Raw genomic sequence first — 12,582 nt, forward strand, 5'->3', positions numbered from 1 at the left:
TGAGAAATGGGGGGATTACCGATCTTCCTCGCAGAGTGATCAACATCCCAATAGAACTCCGGAGAATCGGAAATAAAGGCGTACCCCCTGCCGTGGCGCTGTCTACATCGGCAGTCAGAATTTTGGAGCAACTGCCGCGAGTAGATAACCGCGTCTTCCCCTCAACGCAAAATGCTTTGGTTTGCGTTTGGAAACGCTGCTTACTGAAGCTGCAGATATACGATCTACATTGGCACGACCTGAGACATGAAGCCACGAGCAGACTGTTTGAAAAAGGCCTCACTTTAGTCGACGTGGCCGGAATAACCGGCCATAAGACCGCAGCTATGCTGATGCGATACACCCACCTGTCGGTAGATCACCTGTTATCCCGTCTGGGATAAATGGCCTAGGAATTTTTATAGAGAAAAGGTGAAAAAGCATGGGGGAGATGACTTGTCAGTCAATTTTCTACCGCCCCCTATATCTCGATACGCTGGTAACGACTTTCACGCTGAATTTCGGAGCAAGAGGTGAAAAACCATGGGGCCAAAGGTGAATACCCATGGGGCATCAAGCAACTATGCGAAATAGGCTGCAGCAGCCACTACAGCCTATTTCTAACCATACTACCTACATAGGAGGTACCATGGCTGAGGCAATTTTAGCAAAAGCTCATGTTCACAATATCGTGATTGAAGACGTGCTTTGCGAAGTAAGCGAAGGCCTAGAAATTGACGAGCAGGTATTGGAATCGCTTGTCCAATTACTTCGCCCAGCAATCGACGATGTTGTCGCTGTCTGCATTGACCGAGACCGGCTGCATAGCGTAGTTGCCAGGCAGATCAAAATGCTGTCAGCAATTTCGCCGCTAGCTGGGGCCGCCTTCGGCCTTTTTGCGTCGAATCTTGCTGCAGGTTTGTAGTGCGGTGCGTCTAGCCCATGCTTAAGCCCGGGCTACGGTGCCAACATGGTCGGCACCTACCGGATCTTACTTCGCGCTTAGCGCGAAGCCGCTTCATGGGCTAGTAGCACTGAAGCCATGTCGGTAGGCTGCGGGTTCGGCAGTGGGATCGAGGTGTTTAAGGGAAAGGCTGCCTTACCCAACAGCGGAGCATTTCCAACCATAGAGATTCCTAGGCAATGTCATGGCTCGTAAAATTTTCATCGATACTGAATTTACTGACTTTCTCGATTGTCACCTCATTAGCCTTGGCATGGTGGCAGAAACTGGGGAAGAGTTTTACATGGAGGTGCCTTACCCAGATGCTGCTTGCAGCGCATTCGTTCGTGAGGCAGTCATCCCCTTGCTTGGCTCAATAGAGGATGCACATTGCCCTTTTGAAGAGCTTAAGCACAGAATTCTCAACTGGCTCATTCTCATTAGGCACGATGGCGAAATCGTCGAAATTTGCTTTGATTTCCAGACCGACTGGGACTTGTTTAATGACGCAATGGACTACCAAGTTCCAGACTGGTGTTGTCCGCGGCTGATCGCACGAAATATCAACGAGTTACTTCGTTATTCTTTCCATAAGAAGAATAAATTGCCTGAGCATCATGCGCTCTATGACGCTCGGGCAAATCGGTATGCATTTCGAGAGCGCCAGAGCGTCACTAGTTGAAGCGTTCAGTATTTTTCGTGTGATATCCGAGCTGCATGTGTTTTTCTGCATCGACGACATTCGTAAAAATGTTCGCCGCTGTCGTTCAGAATGTAATGATATCCATGTCCTCGAATCCACTGGTGTAGACCAAAACGACAAGCCAGCCAGTCTTTGAATCGCTGAAACATATTTTCCTTGTTCCTTTCAATCCATCAGACGTTGGTCGCCAACCTTGAGATGAGCATCAGTGACACATCGGTTCATCAAGGACTTTGCGTGCATGATCGCAAAATCCTTGATCTGGTCCAATGTCAGTTGGTCGACATTGAAATTGATCTCGATGCGCACTGAATCAGCTGGTCCGTCGGTACAGCTATCAGAGATAAATTCCACATCGACTCGCGCAAATGAGCGCAGGCCATCTTTCGTCACCGGGACAACACTTAACTTCGAGACACGGACTCTATCGTCAACCTCTTTCATGGTTCTTCGATCAGAAAGGCGCTTCTACTTCTTTGGTTTGGCTCCTAACGGCAACATTGAAGTTGACCTGAGCCTTTCCAAATGGGAGACCATCAGGAATTAAATTGAAATTATTGAGCTCCACGACCAGCTCTTGACCAGAAAGCTGACTTAGCGCCATGGACAAACTTTTTTCGATCTCGCGGAACGAGTGGTCTTTGAGTGCAGCCGGATCACCAATATATGCAGTGGTCGTTGATTTATATTCGCTCATGATTCTCCTAATCCACCGAAGCGGCATTATCAGTTTTGTAACGACGGCTCGCGCCGACTCTTCATGGTCAGTACCTGGCGCTCGCCGCCGGCATCGGCGATTTCCTAGAGCAATTGGATATCCAGATCGGGGCCCGCCACATGCAATTCTTCCGACATATAAGCGATGAATTTTGGCCGATCAAAGTCCAGCTTGTTGTCGGATACCCATGTTGCGACGGAATTTTGTAGACGGTTCATAAGGTCGATTTGAAGCTCATACTCTCGTGGCGATGGCCCCGGAAATTCCATTTCCGCATTCTCGATCTTTTTGAGAAACTCTACTGCCGCTTTACTATCGACTAGCTTTCCGATTTTTTCACCATTTTGAAGCCCAGAAATCATGCGGGCCAAAATGGTTTTGGCCTCAAAGCGAGCAAAGTACGACGGGCATTCGATTTCTAGTTTTGCGGTCGTGATTTGCGTTCTGCCGTTAGTTAAGCCCGCCTTAATAGCGTCCTGTCGCGTTGAATACCCAGGCACCCACCGACCAGACGCGTCTTTATATGCATATTCTTCAGTCATCATTTTCCTAGATGAATTTTCTCGCAAGGACATCTTCAAGAAACTTATGGCCGGTTAGCTTTTTCCGCTGTGCATTGTCACTTGAGACGCCTGGATATTCGGCTTACAGGGCTTGTGCGCAAGAAGCCGGGAAGTCCGGCTCAGTTGCAAAAAACCATACATTGAACGCCTGCACTACTAAAGTAGTATCGCCCTTACGGAGTGCAGCGCAGTTTTTCGATGACTTGTTCGCTCATGCTTTGACGCCATTCTTTCTTGGCCGGCACCGCGCAGGCCCTCGCAATGCACCTGGCCACAGATGCCAAGCGCTTTCCGCGCTATTTAGGCGAGTATGCATTTTCGACATCAGGTTCGCCCTTTGTCGAGTCGTATACGAATCCTTGGCGCTCCATTTCATGCTGAATTGTCCAACGCTTTTCAGTAAGGCCATCTTTATTTCTTGCCGCCTCTTGTGCGGCTTTAAACGCTTCGCTGCGTGTTGTCATCTCATTCCTTCCTGGTCAGCACCATGCCAACCTCTCTCAATGCGAAAAGCCCGTCTAGCAGGCGATGGGTAGAGCTGTGGCACACCTGGCGACCTCGCCGGCGGCGCAAGCGTTTTCCAATGCGTCCGGCGACTTACAGTGGTTCCGCGTCAGTTCGTCCCAAACGAAGGTGCTCCAATCCGCTTTGGATATGCCGCTCTTCTGGCCCCAACGCTGCTAGGAACGACGACACCGACTCTGGCTTATACCAGTAGTGGGCATGCCCCAAACCAGCGCGGACTGACTCCATTTCATTTTGAGTCAACGAGGCCATGAACGCCCTCATTCGGATCTCTACACGTTCACGTGCCTCGTGGCACGTTCGGCACAGTGCACGAAACGCACCAAGCGGGTACTCCCAAGGTTCGAAGCCGTATCGCATACTCGTGTAGTAACAATGATGTGCATCGAGTGCTTCGCCTTTGCCGCAGTCTTGGCATGAATGGCCGGCACGATCTTTGACTAGCCTCGCCTTACGTTGCCAGCGCGGGTCTTGCAGCTTCCTTAAATAAGATCCTTGGGCCGGTGAGTAGTCGTAGCCCTCTTCGACGTTGAAGCCCACGCTCCAGGAATAACCCAGCTCGTACCAAAATCCGAACGACTCAATGAGATCGTCGAACTCCGATGTATCTCCACCGTAGTTCAACATTGTGTGTAGTGCGCTGCCGTCGATCACCAAAACCAACCGCGATTCTTCGTGGAATTGTTCGCCACGCGCACGCCACTCTACATCGGTATAAAACGTGGCATCACCTAAGAGATCTTCGGTGATTAGCCACTCGTTCAACGCATTCCTCAGCCGTGCGAGATTTGCGTGCACAGGCCCTCCCTTCATCACCGTACATGTTTCTCTGAACGCCGGCGCACCGGCGTTTCCATTACACCCTTTGGCGACCCCAAATGATTCAATTTCGTTCAGATCGTGAGGCTGACCTGGCCGGGCTCGAGATTGGGTGCTTAGCTCACGATTTCGCTGAATAGAATAACACCAGGTCGATCCTGGCGTTCACGAAAAGGATGAGCCACAACGCTACGTCAGTGAAATTGGTACGCCTGATCTGATCACGCCCCCATGCCAGGTTATCCAAATACCTTTTTTTGCCCAAAAATGCATGATCTTTCGGGGTATATCCTCATCACGTCACATACCGGCCAGATCCTTATGCGTCTTCGGACATTATTTAGTGATCCTCATGAACCGTTTGAGAAGAACAAATAGCGAATTTATCCCGGCGGACCGCCTATTTGAATCCGAGCGTCAATGTGACTCTAAACCCATACTTCGGATGCCATTTCATTAATACGAAACTGATCGAGGCAATGTGACTCTACTTTGCTCAAAATTTAAGCAGAATAATGTGTATTGAAGTCGTCCTGTAAAAAAATAGAAGTCAATGTGACTCTGGTTGAGAGCGGGCAGTAGAATACGGCGTCAATGTGACTCTGGTTAGGCTTCATTTAATGTTGAATGATCTAGCCTGGCTTGTGGAGCGTACGGGACTTGATCCTCGTACAGACACTGGCGTTAAATTTCCCCCGCCGCGCATTAATTGTGCTTGCCCGTATCGAGTTCGTGTCTTAGCCGACACATGCCCCAACGCGGTCGAGACATCATCAGGATCAAGTGTTTGCTTCCATTGAGATGCAATTGCGTGCCTAAGAACGTAGGGTGTCACGTCCTTTTTTCGGGGCCAAAGAACCTTTCCCGCCCGCCTCAAGGCGGAAGTGAAATTGACCTTCGAATCAACCGAAACAATAGTGCCGTGTGCGGCTTCGGCACCGATCAAGCGCACGATCTCGGAAAGCAAAAAGTGTGGGGAATCGTGACTCAAATCATATTCAATGACCCTGAATTCCTGACCTTGGGTTTCTTTAACCTTACTTCCGATGATTTTAATGCTCAAGATCTGGTCTTCGAGGCGTACTTGAAGCCCATTCTGCAGCTCTTGCGGCCTTGACCCGCTTACGGCGGCGAGCAAAAACGCAAGCTGATACTTGCTTCCCCGGAACTGCTCATATAGTTTTTCGCGAAAGTCACCGTCCTTTGACAGACCACCGAGCATGCCCCGTTTGGAAACTCGGGCTTTCGGATCTCTTATATGACAAGTCCCGGCCTTCATTATCATCAATCTTTTAATGTCGGCGATGAAATTGATCGATTTACAAATTCTGGCGATCTCGCCATCGGCAGTAGCGGCATCTAGCTTTGCCAGAAGCGTTGCGAAGTTGGATCTCAGGAAGTGATTTGTCGCGGCCCGACGGCGATAGTACGTCGCCTTACTTCTTGTTTCTGACAGTGCAGAAAAGAGTGCGCCCGCACTGTTTTCTCCTCTAGCCGCAAGTTTCGAGATCGTGCGGCGTATCTCGGCTTCATAAGCGGCCTTTGTTTCCTCAGACGTTGTATCGAACTCCAATTCCTTTTTTATGGTTTCGATAATGGGAAGAATGTCGTCATTAAGATATTTTTTCGAGCGCTGATCGATCATTTGGTGCTCCTATCTGTAGCTTGATTTTCTTATTGAATATTGGGCCGGCACCACATTCTCTGTCTCGACAGAGAATGTCATTTGAGTTGCTGAGCACTGATGTTGAAATTAGGAGCTCGCACTGCTATCGTGACGACATAAATTTGGTGCGGAGATCAAATGAGCAATCGGGACTACTCAAATGGTATGGCGGCCGGAAGTGCCGCTGCTGTTGCAGCAGCGAAGCGAGCGCAAAACACCGCTGGACGGTGGCAGGAATTTTCCGGCCGACTCGAAACAAAGCTTGTCAACGAGGAGGTCGAGCGAAGCGTAACGATTGCATATGCCAAAGCCCTTCGGGATGCATTGAAACAAGTTGCGCCCTCGCATCCATTGCTCAATTCGACGGAAGCCGAGAAATTTCTAAACAATGCTCGCGCTCAAGCTTTTGCAGAGAAAGGCTTTGACTACAACCAGGTCACAAATCAGGTCTCTCCCCGACGATAAAAATGTCAGTCGCCGAGAAGATCTTTATTGGACGGGGTCGCTTTGTGGCTAGCTTGGGGAGGTTTGTCGGGATTGTTTGTACCTATTCCCCCTAGCGAGCCGCCTAGACCATGCCGCGCTTCCCTAACGCCCCCCACGAAAATCTGATGGCTTTCCTCCCCCGCACGTTCTGCACCGGCAAGCGCTCCCGAGGCTTGGCCGAGCCAGCGCATGATGTTGTCCGGAATGAAGTGAATCAATGAGAAGGCTAGATGAACGACAGTGGTCATGAGTGTCGCATAAATTGTTATAAAAGCAATAAAAGATACTATCCCTGTTGTTGAGTCCGCTTGAACGCCGGCTACTACGCTCATGAAGGAGCTATTAATCATTCCGGTAACTGGCTGCGTAAGTAGCATCGATCCGAGAAGGCCAAACAACATCAAGCTTGGTCGCATGACTAACGAGAGGACCATCATCCAGCCAGGACCAGCCTTACCTACGGCATCATCCCCATCCGGATGGATGTGGGCAACGGCGAAAAGCGGACCGGCGATAACCGATTCCAGGACGAGAACAAACCAATTGACGACAGAGGTCATCCAGGTGATGAACGGGATCATTGGGATATAAGTGGAAAGAACCACCCCAAAGAAAAACAAAGCGATAGCCAGAGTAGTCACCACTCCAGATAGAACCTGCAGCACGGCTCCGACATCAAAGGCTAGCCCGATGGTCCCCTTTGCGACGACCGAGCTTGCCACGCCAGCTGCGCTGGCCACCGCCGCAAGACATCCTTCACCGATACCTACGATGGTGTCGCCGAACGACTTCATCTGACTCATGTGATTCAGGTTCGAGCCGGCGATCTCCTGGGTCATCTGATTGATGCCGCCCATGAAGGGGGCTGACAGCAGCTTGCGCACATACTCCCAAGCACCTTCGCCCGCTTGGGGCAGCCGCACGTCGGTTTCCGTGTAGTAGACCTGGCGCACGCTGTCGGAACGATGCTTGGCGTATTCGTCGGCGACTGCCATTGCGTCTTTGTAGGTCTGGAGGACCTCCTGTGTTTCCTTGTCGTTGATCGCGATAGGATCCGATGTGGGAAGGCCATTCAGCGTGGATTGCATCACATCGTTCATTTTCACGATGTGGTTGTACCAGGTGCCGGCATAGATCCAGCCGCCATCTTTGGCCGCTGCCAGAAAGTCGGATCGCGCCCGATCGTTCGTCTGGTTGACCGCGTTTTTGGCCGCTGTGCGCAGCGCGTTTTCGTAGTTGTTGGCGGCTGTATCGATTGCGCCGGCGGTGGGCTTGTCACCAGTCACGATTTGATTTGCGACAGGCTGAAGCTCCTTGATCATCGACTGAAGCGCCGCGGCGTGCGCAGCCAGAATTGGCTCTTTCAGGACCTTGGTGTTGCTGTTGCCTTCGGAGGCCTCATAAGACTGCTTCCAAGAGACACCACCGCACACGTTCTTGTTGATGTAGCTGTTGTCGTTAGCGTTCCAGGTGTACTTGGTGACGCTGTAAGTTGCATTGGAGAAGTTCTTTGCCGTCGTGTACATGGCCACCGGCGGGGCCAGATCGAACACGTCGTAGTTGAGCAGTTCGCCAGAATTCATCATGACCTGCTGCGATGTTGCAGGCTCGATGCGCGTAGCGCGGCCGGACTCGCTGTATTGCTTATTCATCGCTGCGGCGCAGACCTCGAACCGCAGAACGTTTGCTGCCAGCGGCCTGGAGTCTGGAATCATCGGCCGCGAGATCATGTTGTCTCGGCTCATTTGCTCGATTGCGGCGTTCCACATTTTGTCGGCTATACCGACGCCCTGCAGGGCGAGCCACAGGATGCCGATCTGGATCAGCGAAAAGCCTGAACTGAGTGGTAGAAGCAGCGCCGTACCGCCAACGGTGCGCAAGGGGATCCAGATCGATGACATCTTCCTACCAAGCAGCTCCCCATCGTGCGCCGAGTCGACCGTCCCCTTGACGGTCGTGTAGCCGACGAAAAGCATGCCGACAAAGAGAACAGCTGTGTTGAAGATTGCCATCATGGACCCGAGCACCGTATCAGTCGGTGCGGCTGAGGCCTTGCCCCCTGACGCGATGAGGCCGACGATATCGCCGAACACCTCTCGCAGAAAGTCGACCGACGTATCACCTGCGGGTGGTGTAAATTGTGCCATCGTTGTATTTCCTGAACCAGCCAACGCCGATGTAGCGAATGCCAGAAGCAAGAATGCCGTGAGCATGCGCCTCATTTTTTTCCTCGATAGATCAGAAATGGAACGGAAAACGCATCGAAAGTCCAAAGCAGCCAGTACGACAATATGGCCCACGGCGTACCCAACTGATAGAACGCGATGACGGACGTGCCTGCGGCCATTGGAAAAAACAACCAACCATGTTCCCATTCTTCGAACGCACCTCGTAAACACAATCGATGCTGACCAAGAGGGGCAACAATACCGGTTAATAACAGAAAATACGCCCACAGCTTGAAGGTTAAGGATTCGAATCTGTGGCTATCCCAAATACGTAGAAATGCGAAACAGACCCATTGGAATAAGCGCGTCATTTTGAATTTGTCCCGATGGCAGTGCTGCTTAGAGGAGTAGCGGGGGGCGGCGGTGTATTCTCGCGAATCCACTGAATGCACCACCGCTCTGCCTCTTTCAATTTGCGTTCTGCACATGTGTTGTTGGGCCCGCACGCAGGGGCCTCTCTTGCGGCTTTCTCGCATTCTTCCTGGGCTTGTGAAGGCTTCCCTTGACTGAATTGGGCTAGGGCGGCCCCACCGAAGCAGAAATTGAGAATCAACAGGATAGGTGCAGTAACAGCTTTCACGCCGAGTCCCCTCTGTTCGCATCGCTGAAAAACTGAATGAACGCAGCGTGGACAGCTTTATGTACAAGCCCCTGCTTGGCATAAAAGCGCTGTAAGGTCGCGCTTCGCTCGACTACGCAGCGTTTAAATTCGTCGATAGCCACTTGGCGGTCATCAGCTGCTAATGCTTCAAATCGAATCTGAGCAGCGCGGTACTTGGCGGCTATTTCAGCGTTTGCAGCCTCTTGCTGGGCAAGAGTTTTTTGGGCGTGGTCATCGCGTGAAGTGGCTTTTTCGACCGCATTTCGCCAAGCGCTAAGAGTTTCGAAATCAGTTCTGTTCGGCCCCTGCTCCAACAGCCGGTTTCTGACTTTTCTTCGATATCCGCCAACATTCTTGATTGTTTTTCCCTTCTCTGCGGCCCATAAGGCCGCATTGACGAGATCTTCAAGCGAGACCTGTTCAAAATCACCACCACCAGGTTGCAGTCCATTCCCTTGAGTGGTGGTAGAGATAGGCGTAAAAATATGGTTAGGGGTATGGTTACCGGGTGCCCCTTGGGAGGTGCTTGGAAGCCCGTCACGATGCCCTCGGTAGGGGATCCTTGCTAAGCTGGAACCGATTTCTTCAAGGGGCTGCTGCCCGAAGAGCGCGTTATAGCCTTTCGCCGCGCCGCTTTCAGAAGCAGTAAGGACGCTCAGCGCTTCGGCGACAGTCCCGTCTTCATCAAATCTGAGGAACGATTCATATGCCGGGCGCTTCCATTTTTCTGGAATTTGGGACATCTCCTTCAGAGCCTTCCCTTTCACATTCCCTACGAACGCGCCGCGAATATAGTTGTGTTTCCACCATTCTTTTACCCAGACCCAGCCAGTAGCTTCGTCAATTTCAACATGTCCCTTCGCCATAAGGTCTCGAGCAGCTAAGAGTGTTTGCGCTTCACTCCAGCCCATTCCTGCACCGACGACACGCCAAACCGTACGGTAAATCCCGATGATGTTTGTATCTTGATTAGTCATCATTAGAACTAAGCACATACGATCTTCGGTGGTGAGATTAATGAGATCCGGGTCCGTCCAAAACGAATCCGAGATAATTCGCTGGCGCCCCATTAACGTTCACCTTTCGTGGAACGTGACGAGCTTCTAGCGATGGAAGCTACAGCTGCCCCCCTATCGGTGTTGCTCTCCGATGCATTTTCACCCTCCTTCATCCAATTACGGATAGCTCCCATCGACCAGCGCCGTATCGTGAAACGGCTATCAGCAGGAGGTAGCGCAACTTTTCTTTGCCGGATAGTCGTTAAGCCTATACCCGTTAAGGCACTGACTTCTTCTGCCGTTACCCAAGCTTGATCTGGTAACTTTGCAATTTTTTCCGCTAACGAAAAATCTCGCTCTTTCATAAACTCGCCTCGGTTATCAATGAATAGCCACAAAGCTACAAAAATCTTTCAAACTAAGTGTTCCACTGATAGCATTTGGCGGTCACTAAGCAGAAGTGCGAAATCTTATGAATCATTCTCAGATCCTTGATGCGCTAATGCCTGATAATCGCGGACCGGTATTTGAAGACCGTATCATCGCGAGAATGCACAGGCGTGCAAAGAACAAAGAGCCTCGAGGCCTGCTATCCCGAGTCAAGACATCTGCACTGTTGCTGTGGTTAAAAGATTGCGCGGACGAGACCTACGGCGAGGCGATTTCCTTCGGTAGATTTCAATCTTTGATTGGCCTGGGGGTGGCAGAAGATGGCGGATATTCCGAAAATCTCATATATCAATACATGAAGTGGACCGACCACAACAATGTTGATGTGCACCTAAACGACGTAAAACTTCCTGATAAAGAACGTGTTCGAGTTGCGGAACCAGCTTCTCGTAGGCTTACCTTCTCTACCGCACGTCAATGCGTAGAAAGAGCACACGATTTAGGCTGGTTTGAAGTAGACGGAGACGAGGACACAACTAGATTCTTGCTCGGCGAAGCTTTAACAGCACTCGGCTATATTCGAGAAGAAGAACTCGCTCACACAATCCTTCATCGATGGAAGCGTCAGAAGCGGTGGGGAAAACCGATTGAGCCTCATTGGCGGGCAGAAATAGCGGCGGAGGACAAGAGCCGTGCAATGAAATTACTCAAGCAATACGACGAACAGCGCATTGCAGCTAAGACAAATGCTATCCACTTGCTAGATTACTTCTTTCAGGAAATCTGCCTGAACAGCCGGGCATGAGCAGATTCAATTCGAAGTATATATTTGCCACACCAGCGCCACATTTGTCCTGCTATCGGAATATAATCGAAGTGAAATGAATGCAATCTAAATACTTACGTAATAAAGAGAACCCAATATAATCCATTGTTAATTAACGGCAAAACGTTCGATTCGTAATCAGTAGGTCGACGGTTCGATTCCGCCCATCAGCACCAGTACCAGAGCGGCTTGCAGCGATGCAGGCCGCTTTTTTTTGCTTCGCAATTCTGGTCTTGCTCCGCGATTTTTTCATTTACGTGCGCCGGACGAAATTTCGCTGGCATTGTGCCCGGCCCAAACCAAGGCTCAAAAAAGCCGCCCGAATGCGGCTCATTCATTTCGTGGGCGTTACCTTTTGGTCCCGTCGTCTTCGCACATAGATTTCAGTAGTCATCACGCTGCCGTGACCAAGCTGGCCTTGCGCTGCCCGCCCCCTTCTGCTTCTGTCTTGTCGGTGCCGGCCTACGCCCGCAGATCGCGGAACTGGAAATCGGTAAATGGTATGCCGGCATCCTCCCGGGCCTTATCGAAGCGGCTGCGCAATGTTTCATACGTGAGCGGCTGACCGACCCGCCAGCAACGTCAACGACGTGGACAAGCTGCGCGAGGCCATGCGCAACAGCAAGGGGCCGGGCAACTTCCGCAACCTGTTCGTCTATGCCCCGGGCGGGAAAAGGACGGTCTGCAAATCCTGCCGGTGTCCGAGATCGCGGCCAAGGATGAATTTTTCAGCATCAAGAACTGCACGCGCGACGACGTGCTGGCGGCGCACCGCGTGCCGCCGCAACTGCTGGGCACCATGCCCAACAACACTGGCGGCTTCGGCGACGTGACCAAGGCGGCCGCCGTCTTCGGCTGCAATGAGATCGAGCCGTTGCAGGCGCAGTTTCTTTCCTTGAATGAGTGGGCCGGCCAAGAGGTCGTCCGCTTCAAACCTTACCAACTGCCAACCAGCGAGGGAAAATAACCATGCGATCACGCCGACAACGCAGACAGCAGAATCTATCGCACCATCGCGGCCGGCCTGGCGGCTGTGCGGCGGGCGCCGGAGCTTTTACCGGATTGCCGGTGCCACTTCTGCGACGAGCATGTATCACCGCAGGCATTGTTTTGCGATGCGGATTGCCGGGATGACTA

At 51.5% G+C, this 12,582-nt stretch carries 13 protein-coding genes and 1 pseudogene; 6 read left to right on the forward strand and 8 right to left on the reverse strand.

The genetic code is table 11. The features are described from left to right. The 3 genes from PMI40_RS23315 to PMI40_RS14815 all read left to right on the forward strand — a co-directional run. The coding region (locus tag PMI40_RS23315) for a tyrosine-type recombinase/integrase (RefSeq protein WP_157221560.1) at window positions 1-383 on the forward strand (383 nt) is incomplete at its 5' end. Between the two features lie 245 nt (window positions 384-628). Then, window positions 629-904: a hypothetical protein gene (locus PMI40_RS23990; protein ID WP_157221561.1), complete on the forward strand. Its 276-nt coding sequence runs from the start codon at window positions 629-631 to the stop codon at window positions 902-904. A gap of 223 nt (window positions 905-1,127) precedes the next feature. Then, the gene (locus PMI40_RS14815) at window positions 1,128-1,604 is read left to right on the forward strand and encodes a 3'-5' exoribonuclease (protein WP_040502105.1); all 477 of its coding nucleotides are present in this window, start codon (window positions 1,128-1,130) and stop codon (window positions 1,602-1,604) included. A gap of 186 nt (window positions 1,605-1,790) precedes the next feature. Here the strand turns inward: PMI40_RS14815 and PMI40_RS14820 are convergent, their stop codons facing one another. From PMI40_RS14820 to PMI40_RS23320, 6 genes are all read right to left on the reverse strand, one after another. Beyond that, window positions 1,791-2,069 carry a hypothetical protein gene (locus PMI40_RS14820; RefSeq protein ID WP_040502106.1) on the reverse strand — a complete coding sequence of 93 codons (279 nt, stop codon included), beginning with the start codon at window positions 2,067-2,069 and terminating at the stop codon, window positions 1,791-1,793. A gap of 10 nt (window positions 2,070-2,079) precedes the next feature. Continuing rightward, window positions 2,080-2,322, reverse strand: coding sequence for a hypothetical protein (locus PMI40_RS23995; RefSeq protein WP_008116843.1), 243 nt, complete (start codon window positions 2,320-2,322; stop codon window positions 2,080-2,082). Between the two features lie 104 nt (window positions 2,323-2,426). Further along, window positions 2,427-2,885 carry a hypothetical protein gene (locus tag PMI40_RS14825; RefSeq protein ID WP_157221562.1) on the reverse strand — a complete coding sequence of 153 codons (459 nt, stop codon included), beginning with the start codon at window positions 2,883-2,885 and terminating at the stop codon, window positions 2,427-2,429. A gap of 317 nt (window positions 2,886-3,202) precedes the next feature. Continuing rightward, entirely contained in the window at window positions 3,203-3,370 is a 168-nt protein-coding gene (locus tag PMI40_RS24000; RefSeq protein WP_157221563.1) for a hypothetical protein, read from the reverse strand. A gap of 133 nt (window positions 3,371-3,503) precedes the next feature. Beyond that, window positions 3,504-4,196: an HNH endonuclease gene (locus PMI40_RS14830; protein ID WP_238540956.1), complete on the reverse strand. Its 693-nt coding sequence runs from the start codon at window positions 4,194-4,196 to the stop codon at window positions 3,504-3,506. A gap of 667 nt (window positions 4,197-4,863) precedes the next feature. Next, a complete protein-coding gene (locus PMI40_RS23320) occupies window positions 4,864-5,895 on the reverse strand; it encodes a site-specific integrase (RefSeq protein WP_008116849.1) in 1,032 nt (343 codons plus the stop codon). A 159-nt stretch (window positions 5,896-6,054) separates the two neighbouring features. Between PMI40_RS23320 and PMI40_RS24005 the strand changes: the two genes are divergently transcribed. Then, window positions 6,055-6,381, forward strand: a complete 327-nt coding sequence (locus PMI40_RS24005) for a hypothetical protein (protein ID WP_157221564.1) — start codon at window positions 6,055-6,057, stop codon at window positions 6,379-6,381. Between the two features lie 5 nt (window positions 6,382-6,386). Here PMI40_RS24005 and PMI40_RS14840 read toward each other — a convergent pair whose 3' ends face one another. Both PMI40_RS14840 and PMI40_RS14845 read right to left on the reverse strand, forming a co-directional pair. Continuing rightward, window positions 6,387-8,615, reverse strand: coding sequence for a DotA/TraY family protein (locus PMI40_RS14840; RefSeq protein WP_238540957.1), 2,229 nt, complete (start codon window positions 8,613-8,615; stop codon window positions 6,387-6,389). A 591-nt stretch (window positions 8,616-9,206) separates the two neighbouring features. Next, the gene (locus PMI40_RS14845) at window positions 9,207-10,211 is read right to left on the reverse strand and encodes a hypothetical protein (protein WP_162130381.1); all 1,005 of its coding nucleotides are present in this window, start codon (window positions 10,209-10,211) and stop codon (window positions 9,207-9,209) included. Between the two features lie 490 nt (window positions 10,212-10,701). Here PMI40_RS14845 and PMI40_RS24010 point away from each other — a divergent pair, with 490 nt between their 5' ends. Together PMI40_RS24010 and PMI40_RS14850 are read left to right on the forward strand one after the other, a co-directional pair. Then, entirely contained in the window at window positions 10,702-11,424 is a 723-nt protein-coding gene (locus tag PMI40_RS24010; protein WP_157221566.1) for a hypothetical protein, read from the forward strand. Window positions 11,425-12,017: 593 nt separating this feature from the next. After that, window positions 12,018-12,412, forward strand: a pseudogene (locus PMI40_RS14850) (capsid portal protein); the annotation flags it as partial. Window positions 12,413-12,582: the final 170 nt, after the last annotated feature.

The sequence above is a fragment of the Herbaspirillum sp. YR522 genome, from assembly GCF_000282575.1.
Classification (GTDB): Bacteria; Pseudomonadota; Gammaproteobacteria; order Burkholderiales; family Burkholderiaceae_D; genus Herbaspirillum.